This window comes from Fulvivirga maritima (assembly GCF_021389955.1).
Classification (GTDB): Bacteria; Bacteroidota; Bacteroidia; order Cytophagales; family Cyclobacteriaceae; genus Fulvivirga; species Fulvivirga maritima.
The window spans coordinates 1,929,072-1,951,819 of record NZ_CP089980.1 but is presented as its reverse complement, the minus strand read 5'-3'; the positions used below and the strand labels follow the sequence as shown (position 1 = coordinate 1,951,819).

Here is a 22,748-nt window from a genome sequence, read left to right as displayed (position 1 = left end):
CTATTATTCGGTTTCTATTCTGGTTCGTTTCAGCTTCATTATGCGCTGATAAGACTCATTAATTCTCTCTTCAGTAAGGTCGCCATTTTTAATTAGCTTTTTAATAATATCATGTACCGTATCTACCGTTCTGTTTTCGCTCCCCTGAATATTATTGCTGAATATCAACACATCAACACCTGCTTGTAAGGATAGTTTTATAGATTTTTCTAATCCATAGTGCTTGGTAATGGCATGCATTTGCATATCATCAGAAAAAACTACGCCATCATAATGAAGACTATCTCTTAATAAACCCGTAACAACCTTCTTAGAAAGTGTACCTGGCAGCCCCAAAGGATCCAATTTCTTATTCACAATATGGGCTGTCATTATAGCATCTATTTCTCCATTTTTCAATAAAGAATCATATGGAGTCACCTCTTTTGACTGCCAGTAATCCGTAACATCAGCTATGCCCAGGTGCGTATCTGAATGCGAACTGCCGTGTCCGGGAAAATGCTTGAGCACGGTAACAATATTAAATTTACGGTGTGCATCAATTACTTTGGCAGCATGTAGCGCCACGGTATCCGGATTATCAGAGTAAGCTCTGTCTGCTCTGGCAATTATCGGATTGCTTTTATTGATAGAAAGATCCACAACGGGTGCAAAATTGACATTAAAGCCCAGACCCGCTAAAGTAGAAGCCGACATTTCAGCATAAAACTGAGTAGAATCCAGACTAGCTACTTTACCCAAATAAGCAGCTGACACTGACTTAGGAAATCCATATTTCTCTTTCAGCCTATTTACTTTTCCTCCTTCTTGGTCTATAGCTACGAACAAAGGAACCGGAGCATGATGCTGTAACGTCCAGGTGAGTTGCTTAAGCTTTACATAGGAGTTATTGGGATTAATATTTTTTTCAAAAAGCAGAATCCCCCCCACTTTGCCAGTCTCTATATCTTTAATAGTAGCATTGTCTTCTTTGATTTCAGTACTGGCATAGCCCACCATAAGCATCTGGCCTATTTTAAAATCAAGACTATCAATGCTCTGGGAAAAGCCCTTTACGCTGATCAACAAGCAAACAAAAACGAAATATTTCTTCATACTAGTTATTTAAATAGATATCCTGAAGTATTTTTTCCATCCTTCTCTTTACAGGACCGGACTTTTCAGGATAATTGTTATTCATAAAGGCAAAAATATAAACCTTACCTTTCTTTGTTTTTAAGAACCCACTTAGATTATGATTATTGCTCAGGGTTCCTGTTTTTCCAAACAAATAAGGCTCCTCTGCCTTATAATATCTACGGAGCGTCCCCGGTTGTCCACCAGCAGGTAAAAGCGAGTAAAGTCGCTCATGAGGGATCTCTTTATACAGCTGACTCCATATCCAAACTAATGATGCCGGGGTGAACAGGTTATAGCGAGAAAGGCCAGAACCATCTACCCAAACCATTGAATCAGGGGCGTCTTTAAATAACTCGTTTTGACCATACAAGACTCCATTTTCTGATTTTAAAGAATCAGTGAGCACTCCCGCACAAGTGAGCAACAGCTGCTCTGCTATAAAATTATCACTTTGCTGCATCATAACACGGTAAGCAGAATCAGATACTATGCTATATTTTGTTTCGTAATCTTTTGGCAATGCCATTTTCAAAAGACGAACAGGTTTATTGAGGGTATCAGCCAGTGCTTGCGTGAATACGTAATCAGAGTACTTAAAGGGTATTTCTTCTTTAATAAACTTCGGGGCAGTGGGAGGATAATAAACAAAGCTATTTGAATTATAATCCCGCTCTATCTGCTCACTTCTATTAGAGCTATCTGCCAACCAAAAAAATCTTTTGAAATACGGTTGTTCTACTTGTAAATAAGATTGGTTTCTCCCTTTGTTAACCCTGATATTATTTCCATAAATAGTAAAAGGAGATTTCTCACTAGAGAAGGTATAGGCATAATCATCCCAGGCCCAGCCAGAGCCGAAATGATCATCATAAAAGTTATCTCCAGAGAAAAAGAGCTTCTTACCTGAGTCTTTTAAAAATTCATATATCTGACTTTCCGGAAGTCTTTCATTTAAAAATGATGGATCTCCTGTTCCCCAAAAAATTAGGGAATCACCTTTTTCTACATAATAAATACCAGGTAGAGAATCTGGCAGTACATGCAAAGAGAGGTAAAGGGTAGGGATTTTAGTATTAGATGCCGGAGTAAAATATTGATTGCCCTGGTAAGAAATTATGGTTTTATCTTCTTCAGGATCATAAAGCACAAAGCCAGTATGATTATGAAACTCCTTCTCCACAGAAATGAGCTCTCGGGTAATTTCCTTTTTATTAATAGATGCACAACTGCAGAAACAAAGTATGATTCCCAGATAAACAAGACGAGTTATATCATTCATAGGTATTATTTTCAAAAGCTAGTTTGATAAATACCTTTCCGACAGAACCCTTCTATGATGAGCCTCATGCCCAATAATTATATACCCAATGGTATTTACAGACATCATATTTCCATTACAAACATTTTCACGCTGTAGCATGACTTCATTATAACTGCTAAACAAATCAATAGTAGAAGCTCTCACATTGCTATACTCCTCTATCATTTTATAGAGCCTTCTGTTTTCAGCATTAGTTTGTTCGGCATAATCGTTTTCTTCAAAACCCGGCAAAGGCGTTTTATCATTTCTGGCTATAGCCAAAGACCGATAAGCAAAAATTCGCTCAGCATCAATCATATGTGCCACAACCTGCTTTATTGACCATTTTCCCGGTTGATAGCGATACCCTGCAGATACTTCAGGAATAGATCTTAGCAGATCCAGTGTAATATTACCATGATTGATAAGGGCAGGTATAAGCTCTTCTTCTTCAATTTCTTTTATATATCCCTGATAAAATTCAGGCACTACATCTAAAGTTGGTTTTGGCATAAATAAAAAAGCTTTGCTTTATACGTAAAGATAAAGCAAAGCTTGATTAAAGCAATAATTAACTATTTAAGCTTCTTTCCATTTAATAGTACACCCAATTGCCTTGGTTTTATCAGGTGTAGGAGTATCTCCTTTCAGCAATGCATTTACTGCATCTTCTACATAAGTCTTAGTAACCGCACTGGCATCTCTAGAATTATTATCTATAGCCCCTATATAAGCCACTTTAAAGTCAGAGCCCGTTCTCTTAAGCACAAATACATGGGGTGTATTGGTGGCACCAAAACTTTTAGCTACATCTTGTTTCAGATCTTGTACATAAGTGTGCTGATATCCCTTCTCTTCAGCATATTTAACCATTTCATCAAAGCTATCACCAGGCTGCCTTCCGGGATCATTAGAGTTAACGGCCAATACAGGAAATCCCTTATCAGCAAACTTAGCATGCAATTCTTTTATCCTTTCATTATAGGCTTTAGACACAGGACAAGTATTGCAATCAAAAACCAGTATAATTCCTTTTTCATCTTTATAATCATCAAGCGAAATCATTTCACCTGAAACACTTTTCAACTTAAAGTCCTTTACTGTATCACCTACAGCATAGCCCTTTTCTTCTATTGGCCTTCCGGCAAAAAAGGCCAGAAAGCTTAATAATAGCATTAATTTGGTCTTCATCATATTTATTACGGTTAGTTTGACACTTGCTTAATATACCGCTCTAAGGCTCCGTCTTTCATCTCACCTTCCACAAAAAGCCTTTTGCCACTTTTCGGGTTAATAATTAACGTAGCAGGTATAGCTCCAGACCAACTATTGTCCACCTTATCTATCCAAGAGTTATAATCTATCTCATCGAGAAGTATAACGTTTAAATCTGCATAATTATTGGCGCTTACAAATTCATTTACTTTATCAAGGTTATCTGCATAATCCAGGCTCACTAAGTGCACCTCCGCTTTATCTTCTTCTGACAAACTTTTAAAAAGAGGTAATTCCTTTACACAAGGCTTACACCAGGTAGCCCAAAAATTTATGACCCGTATCTCATCTCCTGATTGATCAATTACTGAGCTCAGTCGATCATACTTTACTACAGGAACATCTTGCGCCTGCAGACCGACAGAATACAGGAAAGTAACTAAAATAAATCCGAGTTTCTTCATGCTGCACAATTTACATCATTTAGAGGGAAAAAGTAAAATATTTAAAAATCATAAATTGTACTATTTTAAGAATTGCAACTTTCAGCTCCTTACCCTAGAATACTTCATGCGAAATAGTGAGTAACATAGCGTTAAAATGACCATAACTTAAAGATAATACCAAAAAACCACCACATGCGAGCCTATAGAGATTACCCGAGTAAAAGATTTTTCTTCTATCTCAACGCATTTTCACCGAATAAAATAGTGTAATATTTCCCGAAAAAAGTATTATCTAATTGACCTCTTCAAAGACAGCAATTATACAAAATAAAGAATCCTAAAAATCAATTAAAACTTTTCCACATTTTAAGGAAGTTATCCACATCGCCAAAGCGACTTAACATAAACATCTGGCAATTAGATAGTTACGGGACAATCATTTAATATCCACTTTGTGGACAACTACGCACAGTATTTCGAAGCGATGCGAAACTAAGGAAATAAACCAAGATTTCAACCATTATTTTGAGAAAGAAAATATATTTTTCTTGCCACAATAAATGTAAGGTAATTCTGTTGGCAGCTTTACTCCTGATTATGATGAATAAGCTTCTTCCTATAGGTGTTAAATATCCTTGACTTAGATAAAAAGCCTACGTATTTACCATTATCTATCACAGGAAGATTCCATGCACCTGACAGCTCAAACTTACTCATAACGGATTGCATATTTTCATGAGAGCTAATATAGGCCGGAGGGCTATGCATATAGGTTTTTACTATAGTGTTCTTCTGCTTTTCAGAATCAAACATGATATTTCTGATGTCATCAAGCGTTACAACACCTAGCAGTTCCTGATGCTCATTTACTACCGGAAATATATTTCTTTTAGAAATTCTCACCAGATCAACCAACTCTCCTAAAGTAGCATTAGGATGAATTTTAAGAAGGTCCTTTTCAATGATTTTATTCAGATTTATTAAGCTCAATACCTGCCTGTCTTTATCATACTGAATAAGATCTCCCCTTTCAATCAGGTGCTTGGTATATAAAGAATGCTTTTCAAAAAATGAGCTGGTACTAAAGGAGATGGCAGAGACCAGCATCAACGGAACAAACAACTCATAACCACTGGTAATTTCCGCTATCAGGAATATTGCTGTAAGAGGAGCATGTAGCACTCCGCTCATTACTCCACACATACCCACCAAGGTAAAGTTACTGGTACTCACACTCACATTTCCCCAGGTTACTACATTGAGCACAGAGGCAAAAAGATAACCAGTAACCCCTCCTAAAAATAAAGATGGTGCGAAAATACCGCCACTACCACCTGAGCCTATAGTTAAAGCTGATGCAATTGGCTTTACGAGTATCACACAGATCATAAAGATAAACACCATCCATATATTGCTAATCTCAGAGAAGAATAAACTGGTGTCCAGAATATTCATTTGATTACCTGCCAGTAAAGACTTAATGGTATTATAACCTTCACCATATATAGGCGGAAAGAAGAAAATGATAATACCAAGAAGTACACCACCTACTAATCCACGGCCAGCATAGTTTTTTACCTTTTTAATAAGGCTTTCTACTTTATAGGTAGTTCGGGTAAAGTATACTGATACCAGACCACTAATCATTCCCAGTAAAATATAATATGGAGTGTCCGATGCCTTAAAGCTATCCACTAGCTTAAATGAAAACAGAACATCATCACCAAGAAGCGTAATAGAAACCAGTGTACCTGAAACTGAAGCAATAAGTAAAGGTATAAACATGCCTATGGTCACATCGGCAAGTATTACTTCCATACTAAATATAACCCCGGCTACAGGAGAATTAAATATCGCAGAAATGGCTCCGGCAGCACCACAGCCAATAAGCAATGTTCGCTTTTTGGCATTCATGTGCACAAAGCGACCTACATTAGACCCAATAGCTGAGCCCGTAGTAACAATAGGACCTTCCAAACCTACAGATCCACCAAAACCTACAGTAATGGCACTGGTAATCATTCGGGAGAACATCTTGCTTCGCTTGATTATACTTCCGTTTTTAGAAATGTCATATAGAATCTGCGGGATACCATGACCTATCTTCTCTTTAATAATATATCGGGAAAGAATGACGGTGAGCAGGATACCAATTAATGGGAAACCGATATAAAAATAATTTTCATATTCTTTATTAAAGTTACCCGTGAGCTGATGCTGAATAAAATGTACTGCTTCCTTAAGGGTAACTGCGGCAAAGCCTGCAATGAGACCAGTGATACCAGCCAAAATTAGAACGAAATTTCTGTTACTGACGTGTTTAATGCGCCATACTAAAAATTTCACCAAAGGACTCTCGTGTTTCACATTCAAAACGCTTCATTAATTGAGCTGCAAAGTTAGAACAATAGCCTACAAACAATAACAATAAGCTATGAAATTGACAGCTTTTCCTACATCTAACCAAAAGAGGTTACACATGTTAATACTATCACAGCATTATTGTTACCAGCACTATGAAAGAATTCACACAAATAAAGGAAAACTGCCTGTATATTAAGGACTTACAAAAGGCAAAAAAATTCTATCATCATACCCTTGGTTTAGAGATAATTCACCACGAAGAGGAGAAGCATATTTTCTTCAGAGTGGGATCATCAGTTTTACTATGTTTTAACCCTGAAGACAGCAAACTAAAGACTTCACCTCCGGCACATTACGCTGAAGGCAATCAGCATTTTGCCTTTGAAGTAAACCAAGCTGAATATGAGAATGTGAAAAATAAAGTGCAAAAGTTAGGTATCACTATTATAGATACAATAGTGTGGAAGGGCGGGGAAGAATCATTTTACTTCCACGACCCAGAAAATAATGTATTAGAGGTAGTTCCTACAGGTGTTTGGAGTTAGTCCAGGCTAGCCCACTTACCTTACCTGCCCTATTAGAAACTTCAGAATTAGTTTCTTTAGGATCTATTGGGGTAGCGCTTGTATATATTTTCTCAAACCAGGACTTATAATCTTTATAGAGAATACAATCTCTCATGAGGCCTTCCGGAGTTAATATCTTAATCATTACATCCCGGTTTAACCAGTTTTGGATGGCTTCTTTTTGTTCCTGAGGAAGATTAGAAACTCTAACGTATTCTATTCCTTTAAAAGTGCTTGACTTTATCATTCTTCCGCCTTGTTATAATGCAATTTAAAAAGTTTATTACTAAAACACGAACCATTGCAAGTGGTAAAAAAAAATAAAAAACAGCCGGCCTCACACACCCCATTCCGGACAGTCACCACCAAGCTAGCAAGAAAGTTCCTATTAAGTATTATTCTATCTTATCAATCTGACAGACCTCAATAAATTTCGATAAATGACGGCAGCGGCGGGTCAAAAAGTAATTTAACCTCTAAATAAATTGTATCTCAAAATACAATATATTGCCTTTAATCCATCCCTCCAATTAATCTTCTTCCCTTCTGCGTAGGTTCTTCCGTAGTATGAAATGCCAACTTCATATATACGTATACCTTTCACTCGGGAGATTTTTGCGGTCACTTCCGGCTCAAAGCCGAATCGTTTTTCCTTAAGGACTAACCCTTGAACAAGTGATGTATTAAAAAGTTTATAACATGTCTCCATATCGGTGAGATTTAGATTGGTAAACATGTTGGACAAGAAGGTGAGAAATTTATTACCTATGGAATGCCAGAAAAACAGTATGCGATGCGGATTACCGCCCAAAAAGCGGCTTCCATACACTACATCAGCCACCCCGTTCACTATAGGCTTAAGCATATCATTATATTCTTCCGGGTCATACTCCAGGTCAGCATCCTGAATAACCAAAAACTCTCCTGTAGCTTCTTTTATGCCTCTATGCAGTGCCGCACCCTTACCCATATTTTTCTCCTGAGCATAGTATTCTATCAGAAGGTCCGGATGGTTATTTATATATTCACGAATTAGCTCTTCACTGTTATCCGTAGAAGCATCATTAACAATTACTACTTCCTTTTCTATATTATCTATAAGAACTACGGTTCTTACTTTATCAAGAATCTGATTTATGGTCTTTGCCTCATTATACACAGGTATAATTATTGACAATTTAGTTATACTCATTAGCGCTTAAACTTTAACAAATAGGTGTCTGGGTACTGAAGGTGATGAACTTGCTCAAACCTCTCTGGGTGTTTTCTCACCGCTGGCAGCAAATATCTAAACGTATTTCCATACACCTGATCAATCACCACATAATCTACTTCCCTTTCTTCCAGATCTTTAATTAACTCTTCCGGATCCTGTGCAAATTTATACCTTGAAGTATAAGTATCCGAATACAAATAAAACAGCACCGGCTTACCACAGCTTACCGTTACTTTCTCTTTCACATTTCTTTTGAGCCAGGTACCCATGGCAAAATAGTTTTTCCAGGCTGGTGAGTACTCCTTCTTAGCCTGATCATGAATTTTGTTTACCGGAGAAAAGGCAAATAATACCAATATACAGAGATAAAGAGGTGAAAGCACCGCCTTCTTACCAAGTGAGCCATATAGCTTTTTAACCAATTCATAAATTCCGTTTAGCAAGACAAATAACAATAGCGGAGCGAGCGGCACTATAAACCTTACGCCGATCCACACATCTGGCCAGATCATAAGAATAGCAAAGTTACCTAATAGATAACCGGCAATAAGCCATCTGAATTTTGGTAAAGACCAAATGCCATATATCATTAAACCTAAAAGCACAAAACCGAGAAACCATTCTCCACCTGTGGCGGAACCACCATAGGCTGGCTCCTTTATAGGAAAAATAGCGCTGGGTATCTCCCAAGTGATGTATCTGCTGAAATTATTAAAGAATCTATCTACAAAATCACCAAAATCGGCCTGACCTAAAGCTGGCTGATATGGATTAATCATAGTAAGTTGTTTCATATATGAACTTCCTCCAAGCTTTTGGCCTCTTAGAAACCACGGCAAAAAGCCTATAACAAAGCCTATAAAATAGGTAGCAGCGTATTTCCAATTTTTCTTAAAGAGGAAGAATAAAACATAGCCACCCAGAATAGCTACACCTAATGATCGAATATAGTAGGCAAATATCATGGTTAGAATCGAGCCTATTAAGGCAGGGCTCTTTAAGGTCCATTTATCAAAATCTACTTTAATAAAAAAGAACAATGAGAGCATGCTCATAAAGAAAAACGGCACCTCTGACATCATAATACTGCCATAGAAAAGCAAGTGAGCATTGAGCACTGATAACAGCGTAACAGTAAAACTAAAGGCCTTATTTTCGGTGATCTTCAAAAGCACTTCAAAAAGTAGCCATAAACCTGCCATCAGCAACAGACCATTAAAAACCTTTATGAATGTAATATCTTTACTTATAAGCATAATAACACTTATAATAGCAGGATAACCGGGAGGGAAATGGTTGTTAGGGTTATGACTACTGCTAGAAATACTAACATAGCCCTCACCCTGCGAGAGCGCTTTACCAAGCATATAATAAGAAGCATTATCTCCCAGCATGGCCACCTTACTATCGAAGGTATAAGCATAAGCTACTACAAATATTACTGCCAAAATACCGAGGTAAATTAGCTTTGACGTGGTCTTGTTGGTTTCAGAGGTTGGTTGAGTCATAAGTACAGTTTGCCTGGGTAAATATAAAGATTTGTGATGTAAGCAAAATAATCTATCTTCAATAGACAAAATAATTTCTAAATTAACAGTATTCCAAAAGTGTATCAAACTACTCTGATTAGCAACGCTGAATTATTAATTATTTAATGAATTTTATAAAATACATTACTTCCTTAGCACTAATTACCCTATTATTCGCTTGCCAAAAACAGGAAAACGATTCTGAATTTTCTGAAATCACACCCGAATTTGAAGAGTATTGGTATTCTGGCAAAGCCGAAGTAGCCACTTATCAACTCAATCAATCGCGCTACGGAGAAGAAAGAAAAGGCAATGCGACCTTAATTTTTGTAACAGAACCCTTTTCCAGATATAAGCAAGTAAAGCTGGATCACCCTGAAAAGACTGGCAATGATAAGGTCTCCGTAATGAAGCTCAATTTCATTAAAAAATTTAATACTGGCATTTATCCATACTCCCTCATGCTATCTGCGTTTAGCCCTATTGATTTGGCCAAAGACAGCTCAACCTTAAAAGTGACCATGTCAGGACAGGAATGGTGTGGCCATGTATTTACCCAGATGAACCTCAGACACAATCAATATCAGGTTAACACTTACTCTTATTTTGAATCAGAAGCCGATGAAGTTTTTGATTTGGATAAATATATTCTGGAAGATGAAATATGGAATCGCATCAAAATTAATTACCACTCTTTACCTACCGGTAAGTTTGAAATGATTCCTGGTTTATTTTATGCCAGACTGCTACACCAGCCACTATCAGCACAGCCCGTGGAAGCAACTTTAGAACCTACTGATAGCACTTTCTCCTATCGCATAAAATATAAAGACCGCTCCTTATCTATTAATTTCAATAAAGAATTTCCGCATAGAATAAACTCCTGGGAAGAGACGTTTATAAATTTAAAAGGTGAAACAGTAAGCACTTCTGCCACTTTTGATCGTATGCTGCATATTGACTATTGGAGCAAAAACAGCAATAAATACGAATATCTAAGAGACTCACTACATTTAACTTTCTAAAAAACATGTTTGAATCGGCACTTAAAGAATTTCAAATACCGGAAGAGCAAACTTATCTTAACTGTGCCTATATGTCACCCCTTGTTAAATCTGTGGAAGAAGCAGGCATGCAAGGTATGATTAAGAAAAGAAACCCTGGCATAATCACGACCGATGATTTTTTTGAAGAAGGAGACTTACTGAGGGAAGAGTTTGCCAAACTAATAAGAGCCGATGAACCTAAAAGAATAGCCATAATTCCATCTGCCAGCTATGGCTTAGCTACTGTAGCTAAAAATATAAAGCTCTTAAAAGGAGATAACATAGTAATGGCTGCTGAGCAATTTCCGAGCAACTATTATAGTTGGCAAAAGGCCTGAGACCAGCATGATGCGGAAATGAAAATAATCAAGAGGCCTACTTCATCTCATGATAGCTGGAATGAAAATATTCTCCAAGCTATTGACAGCCAAACTAAAGCCGTAGCTCTACCTCATGCTTATTGGGCTGATGGATATTTGTTTGACTTAAAAAAGATCAGAGAAAAAACACGAGAAGTGGGAGCACTGCTCACAATTGATGGAACACAATCAGTAGGAGCTTTGCCTTTCAGAATACAAGAAATTCAGCCCGATGCACTTATCTGTGCGGGCTATAAGTGGCTTTTTGGCCCCTATAGCATTGGGCTTGCATACTTCGGCTCATATTTTGATAATGGCGAACCCATAGAAGAAAACTGGATCAACCGTGAAAATAGCGAAGATTTTGCAGGCCTGGTAAATTATAAATCAGGCTACCAGCCCCAGGCTATTAGGTATGATGTTGGCGAGCATAGTAATTTTATTCTTGTGCCTATGATGCTACAAGCCTTAAAATTACTCAACCAATGGAAGCCAGAAAATATTCAGTCTCACTGTGCGAACATAATAGAAAAGCCTTTAGCAAAGCTCGAAGGCAGCCATTTTTATGTAGATCAAGCCTCTGAAAGATCTGCTCATTTATTTGGAATAAAATCTAAGGTACCTTTAGACACCAACTTACTAATGCAAAAGTTAAAATCAGCTCAAATTAGTGTGTCACTCCGTGGTAGTTCTATCCGGGTTTCGCCTCACATTTATAATACTGCTGAGGACATTGAAAAGCTGGTAGATATTTTACTCCAGCTTAAATAACTTCATCAGTATCTCTTTTTCGTTTCAGAATACTAATACCTGAAAAAAAGAAAATAAAACCCAGTATAGCCAGTGCCCATGGGCTTACACCTATTAAACTACTTCCAAATATTCCAAGAACACCAAGTATAAGCCCTATAATTCCTACTATAGTCAGTACAAGTGCCAAAATCTTAATCATGGTAATTTTGTTTTGATTCTATAGGTAATTAACAAATACTATTCCTCTAAACTTATTAGATTGATATGCTGTTATTTTCTCTGAAAAGCTCGATTTTTAGAGTACATTCGCGCCAAAAATCGCTTATATTGAGGTGATAATTCCACACATTATGAAGTTCTTAGTTGCTGTTATTATTAGCTTTAGCTGCTTAGTGGCTCACGGCCAAAGCAAATACATGTTTGTTTTCTTAAGTGGCAATCACCATCACAGCGATCTCAGTAAATCTCAAAAAGAAAGCCTGCAGTCAGGCCACAAAAGGCATATTAAAAAGCTCTCCGAAGAAAATAAGCTACGAGTAGCCGGATCTTTTGAAAATGGAGGCGGCATTTTCATATTAAACACCAGCTCAGTAGATACCGCCAGAAAGTGGATGAGCACAGATCCTGCCATCAGCACCCAAAGGTATAAAACAGAAATACTCCCCTGGACACCAAGACTAGGCTCAGTCTGCATGGCAGAAAACCCGCTGGAATATGAAACCTATACTTTTGTAAGGTATAACACATACATCACTAAATTTAATGTGAGAGATGCTCCTCAACTCTTTCGCCAACATGATGTATATTTAAAAGAAATTGAAAAGACTGGAAATGTTATTTCTGAAGGAGTGTTTGATAATAGTGATGGGGGCACTATGATCATGAAAGGAGAAGTAGCCAAAGAAGTAATTATGAACGACCCCTCCGTGAAAAACGGAATCATTGACCCTGAAATTAAAACCATTTGGGTAGCCAAAGGCTCCTTTTGCGAACATAATAACTAATTAACATCATGAAATTCCTAAAATGGATGGTAGCCATTATCTTATTGCTAGTGGCTATTTACTTCACCGGGCCCAAAGTAGAACCCCCCGAGCTCAACCGAGAATTACCAGAAGTAAGTCATTATTTATACCAGCTAGAAGCTGATATAGAAGCAAAAGAAGAGGCTGTAGGTAATGTAAAGCCTGATAATGAAGCTCGAATAGTATGGTATGATTCTGCGTACCAAAAAACACCTTACAGTCTGGTTTATCTTCATGGATTTTCTGCCAGCCAAAAGGAAGGCTTTCCTTTACATGAAGAAATAGCTAAACGCTATGGCATGAACCTTTATCTGGCCAGGCTGCATTCTCATGGCGTAGATGCAAAAGAACCTATGCTGGATTTAACCACAGAAAACTATGTTAATTCAGCAAAAGAAGCGATAGCTATTGGTGAACAACTTGGAGAAAAAACCATTCTTTTTGCTACCTCCACAGGAGGCACTCTTTCTTTATACCTAGCAGGTGGAGATGAAAATATTGCCGGACTCATTCTGTTTTCACCTAACATCAAAGTTTATCAGCCAGAAGCTTTTATTTTGAATAAACACTGGGGCTTACAAATAGCGCGTATAGTACAAGGCAGTGATTACATAGAATGGGAAATATCTCCTGAAAGAAAACCCTATTGGCAAAATAAATACAGAATAGAGGCAGTTACGCAACTTCAAGAATTGCTTGATGTAACCATGACTGACGAAACTTTTGCGCAAGTAACTCAACCCACATTTTTAGGCTATTATTATAAAAACGATTCTCTTCAAGATCATACCGTTTCAGTAGAAGCAGAGTTAAAAATGTTTGATAAGCTAGGGACACCCGATGCTCTTAAAAGAAAAGTGGCCTTTCCTGAAGCAGGACACCATGTAATAGGCTCCTCACTCACCTCAGAAGATTTACCCTCAGTGAGGAAAGAGACTTACCAGTTTATAGAAGAAATACTGAAACTTAAGCCTGTGCCTGTAAAGGAGAAATCAGATAGCGTAACTACTGTGGAGCCTGTTCTTAATCCTGCTTAAAAGGCAAGAGCCATTCGGCATGTTTAAAATGGTGCCATTCGGCTTTAGCCAAATTATATTCAGGGTCATACAACGGATGAAAATCTCCTCGATTGAGCCTTACATTGCCCCTGGCATAAATTTCTACATCAGGAAAGCCCTTATCTGCGTATTCCTTTTTTAGGATTTGAACAAACTGCCAGCACATATCAGGGTGAGAGGCCACTTTGCCCGCCTGCTTGGGCGTAAGGTATTCGGTAGGTCGTACTTTCCATGTTTCTCCTGTAGCCGGATCTTTAATATGAAACATGATAGTGCCATATTTAATGCGGAGCATCATACGCCATGAAATTCTATGGCCTTCTTCTGTCCAGTTTACATCTCCTGTAAATAACCAATGCCGGAGTGGCAATAGCACCTGACAGATGAAATAACCAACAAATAAGGTGGTCACTAGCTTTTTCCTACCTTCTAAATAATTAGACTTATATGAGTTTATAGTTTCCTCATTGAGTTCCAAAGGAGGTTTTCTCTTAAGAAAAATCCTTCTGATCGTTTCCGGATCAAAGAAAAAGATGCTAATAGCAATGCCCACATAAGGAAATACACCCACTTGAAATACCGCTGAATTAAATAAATGAAAAAATACTGCGGCCATAAATGCGTACTTGCGAGTTTTCTTCCAAAGTAATCCGGGACCAACGAATAAGTCAAACACCAGACCCATGTGAGAAACCGCCACCTGAAACCACTTTTGTGCTAACAAAGGGCCTATTAACCAATAATGTGATTTATTAGTAAATAAAATGCCTACCGTTTCGGCCTCCATCCAACCCGGGTACATTTTCGCGAAAGCGGCAAAAACATATACCAAGGTCATTTGAAAAGCAAAGGCCCATATGCACCACTGCGGACAGCTAAGGCTTTTCAGAGAAGGTTTTCGTTTTACATCAAGAGAAAGATATTTATGCGCTGGCACAGTGCTCATCAAGAAACATAACAATACCATCAGGTAATAATGGTTGTTATAATTAGTCTTCTGCATAAAATACACTCCGGCCCACATTAGGGCATAAGTGATCATAGCTACACGATAGTATAACCCCAGCATAACCAGCACACCGGCCACTCCCATAATGATATAGTAATAATACATACCATCTCCCGGAAGCGGATGAAGCCATGAAAAATCAATAAAAGGGAATGTGATCTTAGGAGTAATAAAGGCCTTTTTAACCCAACCAGTCATAATAGCGCCCCACGCTTCTGCTGTAAGGAGCAAACCAAAAATGACCCTGAAAATAACCAGTGGTGAGTTATCAACAGGCCTGAACAGTTTTTCTTTCATGGAGTGATATTACTAAAACTTAACTCCTAAATCCAGTCCGAAATAGTCATTCTTTAATGAAAACTTATCTACCATATCACTTCTATCGCCTACCAGATTTACTAACCCTCGGTTATAAGATACTCCGGCAAAAAGGCTGGTATTTAATCCTATTTTATAATCAAGGCCAAAACCCACCTGCAAAGTTGAATTAAATAACTAACCGGCTAAAAGCCGGTAGATTTGATTCCGCCTAAAGGCGGCTAAAGTCACTAGCTAATTTTAAAATTATCGTCTTTATCTTCAATATCCTGATTCTCTATATACTGCATTATTATTTCATCTGTCACATTCCCACTTGTTACTGCAAAATAGCCTCGCGCCCAAATGTGCTTACCCCAAAACTGTCGCTGTAAATGCTTAAACTCAAATAGTAACTTATGTGAGGTTTTCCCTTTTATATATTGCATGAGCTTACTTATTGACAGTTTGGGAGGTACGGATACAAACAAATGTATATGGTCCTGTGACACATGACCTTTTACTATTTCTACTTCATTCGATTTACAAATCTCTCGTATCAACTCTCTACTTCGCTCTGCCACTGCTCCTACCAAAACTTGCTTGCGATATTTCGTTACCCAAACTATATGATATTTCAAATCAAACAAGGTGTGAGACCCTTTTCTGTAGTTTTCCATAGGGAAATATCGCAAATACTAAAGTCTTCGCCTAAAGGCGAGGGATTTTCTCCCATTCCCAGAGTGTGACATTAAAGAATCTGAAGTTCTCTACTACAAAGTATTCCTCCTCCTTTTCCTTTTCTTTCACATTAAACTCCATAGTAGTACCTACCTGAAAATAAATGCGCTTGTCCAAGGCTATTTCATTTGTGTATAGCTTTATGGCCACCGGTATTTGTATGTACTGCACGCCATATTCCTCTTTGTATCTAACGGTATTATTTTTATCAGTAATCTCAAAGGCTGATCGGTTAGAAACCAAAAATACCCCTGTGCTGAAATAGTAATTTTCTCTAAAAGCAAAATCAGCAAAAGGCCCCGCGGCAAACCTTATCCCTACCCCGTCACTACTATAATTAAAGTCATCAGAGTCAGAATTTAACCTCGAACTAGAGATAGTAGGAGTAAATTTGAAACCTAGTTCCACCTGAGCATATGACCCATAGGAAATGAAGAAAAATAGTAGAATCAGCAGTTTTTTTCTCATCTGCAATAATTTTTTGGTTACTTAGCAAGTTGAAAGACTTAGGGTCTTTAACGCCCAAATAAACGAATAGTTTGATCATGAAAAAAAGGATTTCCCGTTTTACTAGCAGCCATTTTCGGTGTTTTACTTATTAGCTCGTGCTCTAACAATTATGATGAGTGTGTATATCAGCCAGATACCTCTGGCATACAGGTAAACCTTGACTTTGAAAGGCTAGACTCCGCACTGCTAGGAGTAAAATCAAAAGATGAGTTAAGATCCTTTCTTAATGAATATCCCATAATAAGAGAGTATTTCTTAAGGAGAACTCAATACCCTGATGACTCCGTGATGATGGATGTACTCTATAGAAAATTTCAAAATCCGCATATAGATACCCTACAGCAGGAGATAAATCGCGTATTCGGAGACCTCAGCACGCTCAAAGGTGAGCTAAATAGCGCCTTTACTAATTTTAAATATTACTATCCCGAAGCAGAGTTACCCAAGGTAAAATTCATTGCCACAGGTTTAGATAATGATATGTTTATTTCTGACTCGCTGATAGTGGTAGGCCTAGACTATTATTTAGGAGACAGTGCTAAATACAGGCCAATTGGCTTATATAGCTATATGTTGGAAAGGTACAGACCCAGCTACATCACTCCTTCTATTATGCTTCTTTATGGTATTTCGTCAAAGTACAATAAAACCAATACCAGCGATAAGACCATGCTGGCAGATATGATAGGCTATGGTAAGTCCTTTTACTTTGCCAAGCATATGATGCCTTGCACACCAGACAGCCTTTTAATCTGGTATTCAGGTAAAGAAATTAATGGATCAAGAGAGAATGAAGATATTGTTTGGGCTCATTTTCTTGAAAACAAGCTCTTGTATGAGACTGATCACCTTGTAAAGAAAAAATATATTGAAGAAAGGCCTAAAACCTATGAAATAGGAGAAGAAGCACCAGGAAGAATTGGCACTTGGCTGGGTTGGCAGGTAGTAAGGCAGTACATGGATCGTAATGATGAAGTAACCCTGCAGGAATTAATGCAAAACACTGATTCAAAAAAGATTTTCAACGATTCTCATTATAAACCTAAAAGATAACTTCATACACAATTATGTGTTATAAAAGCCATGTTAAACTCCTTTGAAGTAAGATGGATCTTTCAGGGCAAACTCCCTGAAGCAATGGTGCAGTGGGTTAGTCCATTTGCCCCAGAAGAACAAAGTGTACGCACTGATTATTATTTCAATAAAACAGAAAACGGCTCGTTAGGTATTAAACTTCGTGAAGGAAGTATACAAATGAAGCCGCTATTAAAAGAAGTAGGGCTTTTCTCTTTTGAAGAACATAAAGCAAAAATAGAGTCCTACAGCAAATGGAGCTATTTGGTGCAAGATAATCAGGAATGGTCGTACATGATAGAGCAGCCTGAAACCTGGCTTCCGGTAACTAAATCACGGTTGATGAATAAATACACCTTAGCAGGCGGCTATCCTGATAAGATAGAAATGAAGCAAAGAGTAGAGCAAGGCTGTGAGATGGAGCTCTCTAATATCACTATACTTGATAAAGACTTCTGGACTTTAGCTTTTGAAGCTTACGGTACAGAAGCAGAAGAGGATTTACAGAAGACTCTTAGGTATATTTTTGAAACTTCTGAGCTACCTCAAGCGCTACCTTTGCAAAATTCATTTGGATATGCACAATTGATCCACGATATTCAGAACTAATATGTTTTTATCAGTAGATATAGGAAATACCAATGTAGTTTTCGGTCTTCATAATGGCACCGAATGGACTCGAGTATGGCGCATAGCCACTAAAGATGAGGCACAAGAGCTGCTGGCTCACTCTCTGGATAAACATCTGGATGGTGTAACGGTGAACGAAGTAGCCATAAGCAGTGTGGTGCCGTTTTTCACTCATGTAATTAAAAGAAAGCTTAGTGATAAGCTTAAAATAACGCCATATTTAATTGGCCCCGATAGTTATGATGCACTGCCAATTGAAGTACTGCATCCTGATAATATTGGTAGTGATTTGGTAGCTGATGCCTTGGCCGCTTATGAAAAATACCATGAAGATTGTATGGTAGTAGATTTTGGTACGGCGCTCACCTTTACCATTGTAGCTGATAAAAAAATAAAAGGCGTAAACATAGCTCCAGGATTAAAAACTGCTATGAAAGCTTTAGCTACCAGTGCTGTACGACTTAACGAAATACCACTAGAACTACCCGAATCTGTAATAGGATTTGATACCACCTCAGCCATTCAGTCTGGTATATTGTGGGGTTATGTAGGGCTGGTAGAGAAAATGATTGAAAGAATAGAAAAGGAGCTCAACACCAAATTGAAAATCATTGCTACAGGTGGTCTTTCCAAAGTTTTAGAACCGCTGCAAGATCAGTTTGATGCCATAGAACCTCATACCACTTTAGAAGGTGTTAGGCTAATATACCTGGCCAACAAAAATTAATTGGCCTTCTCTATTATAGGTGTAAATGCCTGCACATATTCATCTATAAACTCATCGAGCCTTTTGAGGCGGTATTGCATTACCCAGCGCGGATGCGGCAGTGGCACTATCTCTTCAAAAAGCTCATATTTCTTATTCAGGTATTTGAGATAGCTGATGTTTTTTCCCTTACCCAGGCTAAAGGCTATTTTATGCGCTCCAAAATCTATCTGCTTTCTCATTTCTGCCACCATATAAGGCTCAATAGCCTTTTGCAGTTCAGGGATATCATAGTAATTGAGGTTTCTTCCATCTTTCACAAAACCCAATGGAGACACTGATGTGAAGTAGAAATGTTTGTAAAATAATTCACTTCCGCCAACTGCATTAATCATTTGATAAATAAAGCGGGAAGACAATTCTGATTTTTTATCAAATTCATTTTCAATGCCTAATTCTTCTTCTAAGCGAATAGGATCAGTAAAAGGAATGCCCGTGGCTCCGCCCCCAAAACGCCCAGGATTAATACCTATGAGAAAAGCCCTTTTATGATCATCATTAAAAAACTGATTATAAAAAAGACGAGTAACTCGCTGCACCTCCTCCTCAGCAAAAGGATAAAGCACCTCTACCCCTTCAGGTAAATCTTCTGGCAAATTGAGCTCATCATAATACTTTAAGATTTTTTCTGCGTAGGTCATGTGGTAAAGTTAATTATCTATTTTGACTTACACAGAAGTAAAATCAAATGGAGTGTCAGAGTTGAAATGGTAAAAGGCTAAATGAATCTAAACCTGAAGATAAGCTTAAGGAGCTCTAGCAAGACTTCAAAAATTATAAAAACGAATATGAAGGCCACTAGCCCCAAAGTCATCTCTATAAAAGATATTGATGTGCCTAGTATAAAATAACCATAATACACTAAGTAGACCATTGAAAAGCCAAATTCTAAAATAAAAAAGCCAATGAAAAAAGTGAAATCCATAATGACACGGCCAACAAATGTATTCGCTCTCTGGTGGACGAGATAATAGAGGTAATGATTGGCTATTATAAAACTGGCCATTGCCATAAACAGGTACACATATTCCCACACTTCTGTACGGAGAAGGAGCTTTGAATAAATATAAGCATACATCAATGCCTTTAATGCCGCCACCAGGGTTACTAAAATATAAACATCTCTCATGCTCAAAGCTCTACGAAACATTAGCCAACTGTCTTTTAATGTTTTCGATTTTACAGGCTTTACCTGCATCAATATCTCTTCGACTTGGTAACTCTCTTCTTTTATTGTGGTTTCAGCGGCAGAGATAGCTTCAGGTTCATAGATAGACCTATTGGCCAGAATATGCTCCAGCTCTCTCTTAGTTTTATTTTTATACCGATTTAGGAAAAACTCCTCCTTCGTCATCCTTTAAATAACATTAAAAAGCCATGATAAAAAGTTCTGAGAGAATACACCAATAAGTCTCTTTATTTAAACTCAGACATAAGATAAATGCATAAATCACATTTTCATACTAAGTAGCCCTTTAATACAAAAAAAGCCCCTTTAGCAGGAGCATTTCACGTTAATCATATAATTTTTAATTTTTTGAAACCCATTTTAAAAATCTCCGTTATATCACTCAGGTCAAACAACAACAAGTAAATAGGTACGAAATATTCAGCAATAATGGCAACAACAGCTTTCCTTTTAGCATAGCACTTCTTGCCCTACAGCTAATTTTCGCACAACATTTTATAAATAACCTTAGAAAGTTTTAAGGTAATAGAAACAGATATGGGACATTTAATAAGATAAGTCCTAAAACTGTTAAAATAAGAATACAAAAAATATGCTATATCAGTATATATAGCGTTAGATAATAGTACTTCTTCGGACGATTACGTCTGAAATAAAAAGTTTGTTTTGTTTAGGTAAGAGGCTATCATGGGTTGTTCCTGATAGCCTCGTTTTTTTTAGTAGATTTAGGTCTATGACAGCATTATTCATCATAGTGTTTGCTATACTGATCTTTCAAGTGATCATGTTCTTCTTTATTCGCGCTAAGCGTAAAAAAGAAAAAGCATCCAGTGTAATTGAAAAATACAATATCCAATCACGCTCAGATGCTTTTAGACTTTTGCAGGATCCGAATATTCCTGAAACGGATCGTATTAAAATAGAGCAGCTCTATCAAGGCGTTGCTTAGTGCATGCCTTCAGTAGAAACCGCCTTGTTTTTACCAGACTTCACAAAAAGCACTACCGGAGCACATACAAGGAAAAATAATCCTATATATAAAAACACATCCATATAGCTCAGAAGCGATGCCTGTCTCATTACACTCATTTCAAACATTTGATACCCCTGCTGTAATGCAAAATCTGGAGTAGAACCTGCTCCAATGAAATTTTGCTGAAACCCTTCCAGGCGCTGTTGCACCAAAGGATCATAAGGGTTAATGTTTTTAATTAGGTCGGCCCTATACATAAAATTGCTTCTGCTTATAAAAGTACTTATAAGAGCGATACCAAAAGAACCTCCCAGCTGCCTTACCATACCGGTAAAAGCAGCTCCTTCTGCAATCTGCTTACCTTGTAATGTAGACAGTGCCAGTGTAGTAATAGGCACAAAGAGTAAGCCCAGACCTACGCCCCTAACCATCAGCAACCAGAAAAAATCCTGAGTTCCGGTATGAGGAGTTAAAATACCATGCGCCCAAAAACTGTATAGAAAGAAAATGGTAAACCCACCGGCAATCAGATACTTCTGTGGCACCCCTTTCTGTAATAGCCGGCCTACAATAGGCATCATAAAGCCGGTCATGAGTGAACTAGGCACAAGTAGAAGACCAGCATCCAGCGCAGTCCACCCAAGGATAGACTGTGTGAAAAGCGGGATTATAAAGGTAGAACCATACAAACCAAAGCCTAGTATAAAGGTAAATATGGTTCCCACGGCCAGGTTCTTGTCTTTGAGCACCCGCAACTCTATTACAGGATTTTCAATAGTAAGCTCCCGCCATATAAGCAAGTAAAAGCCTAGTACACCAGTTATGGTAAACACAATAATTATAGGTTCGGCAAACCAATCATGCTCCTGGCCCTTTTCCAATACATACTGTAAAGAGCCAACAGCCACTACCAGTAAGAAAATACCTAACCAGTCGATTTCAGAAGCTTTCTTTTTACCACCATAGTTAGGGCTGGAAACATAGTTTAGCGTAAGCATAGTGGCTATAATTCCAATAGGAATGTTAATATAGAAAATATACGGCCAGCTATAATTATCAACCAGGTAACCACCTAGTGGAGGCCCTAAGGTAGGTCCCACTATCACGCCCATGCCATACAGCGCCTGAGCCATACCTCTTTTTTCTGGAGGATAGGCCTCTGTAATAATGGTTTGTGAAGTCACCAATAAAGCTCCACCTCCCAGACCTTGTATAAACCTAAAAGCTACTAATTCCCAAATATTAGTGGCATTACCACATAAAAAGGAAGTAAGTGTAAAAATCATTATGGATGCAGCGAAATAATTTCTCCTACCAAACTGCTGCGACAGCCAGCTGGTAAGCGGCACCATAATTACGTTGGCTATGGCGTAAGCAGTTACCACCCAGCCTACGTCATTTAAGGTAGCACCCAGGTTTCCACGCATGTCATTCAGAGCCACATTTACTATGGTAGTATCTATGATCTCCAGAAGGGCACAAGTGATGGCGGTGACGGTAATAATCACTCGCCTGAAACCGTACTCTACCGTACTTTGTTGTTCAAGCATAAAATTGTTCCCT

The 22,748-nt window shown here is 37.9% G+C and carries 27 protein-coding genes; 10 read left to right on the top strand and 17 right to left on the bottom strand.

Annotated features, from left to right (window positions below):
- Positions 1-3: 3 nt before the first annotated feature.
- The 6 genes from LVD15_RS08295 to LVD15_RS08270 all read right to left on the bottom strand — a co-directional run bounded on the left by LVD15_RS08295 (position 4) and on the right by LVD15_RS08270 (position 6,447).
- Positions 4-1,095 carry a glycoside hydrolase family 3 protein gene (locus LVD15_RS08295; RefSeq protein ID WP_233779831.1) on the bottom strand — a complete coding sequence of 364 codons (1,092 nt, stop codon included), beginning with the start codon at positions 1,093-1,095 and terminating at the stop codon, positions 4-6.
- A 1-nt stretch (position 1,096) separates the two neighbouring features.
- On the bottom strand, positions 1,097-2,398 hold the full coding sequence (locus LVD15_RS08290; protein ID WP_233779830.1) for a D-alanyl-D-alanine carboxypeptidase: 1,302 nt from the start codon (positions 2,396-2,398) through the stop codon (positions 1,097-1,099).
- Positions 2,399-2,416: 18 nt separating this feature from the next.
- Complete coding sequence (locus tag LVD15_RS08285; RefSeq protein WP_233779829.1) at positions 2,417-2,932, bottom strand: DinB family protein; 516 nt, start codon at positions 2,930-2,932, stop codon at positions 2,417-2,419.
- A gap of 66 nt (positions 2,933-2,998) precedes the next feature.
- Entirely contained in the window at positions 2,999-3,613 is a 615-nt protein-coding gene (locus tag LVD15_RS08280) for a thioredoxin family protein (RefSeq protein ID WP_233779828.1), read from the bottom strand.
- 11 nt (positions 3,614-3,624) lie between these two features.
- Positions 3,625-4,098 carry a TlpA family protein disulfide reductase gene (locus tag LVD15_RS08275; protein WP_233779827.1) on the bottom strand — a complete coding sequence of 158 codons (474 nt, stop codon included), beginning with the start codon at positions 4,096-4,098 and terminating at the stop codon, positions 3,625-3,627.
- Positions 4,099-4,665: 567 nt separating this feature from the next.
- The gene (locus LVD15_RS08270; RefSeq protein WP_233779826.1) at positions 4,666-6,447 is read right to left on the bottom strand and encodes a chloride channel protein; all 1,782 of its coding nucleotides are present in this window, start codon (positions 6,445-6,447) and stop codon (positions 4,666-4,668) included.
- Between the two features lie 149 nt (positions 6,448-6,596).
- Between LVD15_RS08270 and LVD15_RS08265 the strand changes: the two genes are divergently transcribed.
- A complete protein-coding gene (locus tag LVD15_RS08265) occupies positions 6,597-6,989 on the top strand; it encodes a VOC family protein (RefSeq protein ID WP_233779825.1) in 393 nt (130 codons plus the stop codon).
- Here the strand turns inward: LVD15_RS08265 and LVD15_RS08260 are convergent.
- The 3 genes from LVD15_RS08260 to LVD15_RS08250 all read right to left on the bottom strand — a co-directional run bounded on the left by LVD15_RS08260 (position 6,970) and on the right by LVD15_RS08250 (position 9,674).
- On the bottom strand, positions 6,970-7,257 hold the full coding sequence (locus tag LVD15_RS08260) for a hypothetical protein (protein WP_233779824.1): 288 nt from the start codon (positions 7,255-7,257) through the stop codon (positions 6,970-6,972). The genes LVD15_RS08265 and LVD15_RS08260 overlap by 20 nt on opposite strands.
- Positions 7,258-7,479: 222 nt before the next feature.
- Positions 7,480-8,202 (bottom strand): glycosyltransferase family 2 protein, encoded by a 723-nt coding sequence (locus LVD15_RS08255; RefSeq protein WP_233779823.1) that lies wholly within the window; start codon positions 8,200-8,202, stop codon positions 7,480-7,482.
- Positions 8,202-9,674 carry a hypothetical protein gene (locus tag LVD15_RS08250; RefSeq protein ID WP_233779822.1) on the bottom strand — a complete coding sequence of 491 codons (1,473 nt, stop codon included), beginning with the start codon at positions 9,672-9,674 and terminating at the stop codon, positions 8,202-8,204. Before LVD15_RS08250 ends, LVD15_RS08255 begins: the two co-directional genes overlap by 1 nt.
- 206 nt (positions 9,675-9,880) lie before the next feature.
- Between LVD15_RS08250 and LVD15_RS08245 the strand changes: the two genes are divergently transcribed.
- From LVD15_RS08245 to LVD15_RS08235, 3 genes are read left to right on the top strand one after another with little or no spacing between them, the layout of a single operon-like run.
- On the top strand, positions 9,881-10,780 hold the full coding sequence (locus LVD15_RS08245) for a hypothetical protein (protein WP_233779821.1): 900 nt from the start codon (positions 9,881-9,883) through the stop codon (positions 10,778-10,780).
- Between the two features lie 5 nt (positions 10,781-10,785).
- Positions 10,786-11,139 (top strand): aminotransferase class V-fold PLP-dependent enzyme, encoded by a 354-nt coding sequence (locus LVD15_RS08240; protein WP_233779820.1) that lies wholly within the window; start codon positions 10,786-10,788, stop codon positions 11,137-11,139.
- An 18-nt stretch (positions 11,140-11,157) separates the two neighbouring features.
- Positions 11,158-11,931 carry an aminotransferase class V-fold PLP-dependent enzyme gene (locus LVD15_RS08235; RefSeq protein ID WP_233779819.1) on the top strand — a complete coding sequence of 258 codons (774 nt, stop codon included), beginning with the start codon at positions 11,158-11,160 and terminating at the stop codon, positions 11,929-11,931.
- Here the strand turns inward: LVD15_RS08235 and LVD15_RS08230 are convergent.
- Entirely contained in the window at positions 11,924-12,112 is a 189-nt protein-coding gene (locus tag LVD15_RS08230; RefSeq protein WP_233779818.1) for a hypothetical protein, read from the bottom strand. The genes LVD15_RS08235 and LVD15_RS08230 overlap by 8 nt on opposite strands.
- A 151-nt stretch (positions 12,113-12,263) precedes the next feature.
- Here LVD15_RS08230 and LVD15_RS08225 point away from each other — a divergent pair, with 151 nt between their 5' ends.
- Positions 12,264-12,917, top strand: a complete 654-nt coding sequence (locus LVD15_RS08225) for a YciI family protein (RefSeq protein ID WP_233779817.1) — start codon at positions 12,264-12,266, stop codon at positions 12,915-12,917.
- Between the two features lie 8 nt (positions 12,918-12,925).
- Positions 12,926-13,975, top strand: a complete 1,050-nt coding sequence (locus LVD15_RS08220) for an alpha/beta hydrolase (RefSeq protein ID WP_233779816.1) — start codon at positions 12,926-12,928, stop codon at positions 13,973-13,975.
- Here LVD15_RS08220 and LVD15_RS08215 read toward each other — a convergent pair.
- The 4 genes from LVD15_RS08215 to LVD15_RS08200 all read right to left on the bottom strand — a co-directional run bounded on the left by LVD15_RS08215 (position 13,962) and on the right by LVD15_RS08200 (position 16,511).
- A complete protein-coding gene (locus LVD15_RS08215; protein WP_233779815.1) occupies positions 13,962-15,302 on the bottom strand; it encodes an HTTM domain-containing protein in 1,341 nt (446 codons plus the stop codon). The two genes, LVD15_RS08220 and LVD15_RS08215, sit on opposite strands and share 14 nt — an antisense overlap.
- Positions 15,303-15,314: 12 nt before the next feature.
- Positions 15,315-15,479: a hypothetical protein gene (locus tag LVD15_RS08210; protein ID WP_233779814.1), complete on the bottom strand. Its 165-nt coding sequence runs from the start codon at positions 15,477-15,479 to the stop codon at positions 15,315-15,317.
- A 74-nt stretch (positions 15,480-15,553) separates the two neighbouring features.
- A complete protein-coding gene (tnpA, locus tag LVD15_RS08205; protein ID WP_233776130.1) occupies positions 15,554-15,982 on the bottom strand; it encodes an IS200/IS605 family transposase in 429 nt (142 codons plus the stop codon).
- Positions 15,983-16,013: 31 nt separating this feature from the next.
- Positions 16,014-16,511: an outer membrane beta-barrel protein gene (locus tag LVD15_RS08200; RefSeq protein WP_233779813.1), complete on the bottom strand. Its 498-nt coding sequence runs from the start codon at positions 16,509-16,511 to the stop codon at positions 16,014-16,016.
- Between the two features lie 111 nt (positions 16,512-16,622).
- On the opposite strand from LVD15_RS08200, the gene gldB reads away from it, so the two are divergent.
- Genes gldB through LVD15_RS08185 form a run of 3 tightly spaced genes read left to right on the top strand, consistent with a single transcriptional unit; the run spans position 16,623 to position 18,984 of the window.
- Positions 16,623-17,606 (top strand): gliding motility lipoprotein GldB, encoded by a 984-nt coding sequence (gene gldB, locus LVD15_RS08195; RefSeq protein WP_441710586.1) that lies wholly within the window; start codon positions 16,623-16,625, stop codon positions 17,604-17,606.
- Positions 17,607-17,636: 30 nt separating this feature from the next.
- A complete protein-coding gene (locus LVD15_RS08190) occupies positions 17,637-18,236 on the top strand; it encodes a hypothetical protein (RefSeq protein WP_233779811.1) in 600 nt (199 codons plus the stop codon).
- Between the two features lies 1 nt (position 18,237).
- Positions 18,238-18,984 (top strand): type III pantothenate kinase, encoded by a 747-nt coding sequence (locus LVD15_RS08185; protein ID WP_233779810.1) that lies wholly within the window; start codon positions 18,238-18,240, stop codon positions 18,982-18,984.
- On the opposite strand, the gene LVD15_RS08180 is transcribed toward LVD15_RS08185, so the two are convergent.
- Complete coding sequence (locus LVD15_RS08180) at positions 18,981-19,664, bottom strand: uracil-DNA glycosylase family protein (RefSeq protein ID WP_233779809.1); 684 nt, start codon at positions 19,662-19,664, stop codon at positions 18,981-18,983. The two genes, LVD15_RS08185 and LVD15_RS08180, sit on opposite strands and share 4 nt — an antisense overlap.
- A 77-nt stretch (positions 19,665-19,741) precedes the next feature.
- Positions 19,742-20,377 carry a hypothetical protein gene (locus tag LVD15_RS08175; RefSeq protein ID WP_233779808.1) on the bottom strand — a complete coding sequence of 212 codons (636 nt, stop codon included), beginning with the start codon at positions 20,375-20,377 and terminating at the stop codon, positions 19,742-19,744.
- A gap of 568 nt (positions 20,378-20,945) precedes the next feature.
- Between LVD15_RS08175 and LVD15_RS08170 the strand changes: the two genes are divergently transcribed.
- Positions 20,946-21,161, top strand: coding sequence for a hypothetical protein (locus LVD15_RS08170; protein ID WP_233779807.1), 216 nt, complete (start codon positions 20,946-20,948; stop codon positions 21,159-21,161).
- Here LVD15_RS08170 and LVD15_RS08165 read toward each other — a convergent pair.
- Positions 21,158-22,735, bottom strand: a complete 1,578-nt coding sequence (locus tag LVD15_RS08165) for a DHA2 family efflux MFS transporter permease subunit (RefSeq protein WP_233779806.1) — start codon at positions 22,733-22,735, stop codon at positions 21,158-21,160. The genes LVD15_RS08170 and LVD15_RS08165 overlap by 4 nt on opposite strands.
- Positions 22,736-22,748 lie beyond the last annotated feature (13 nt).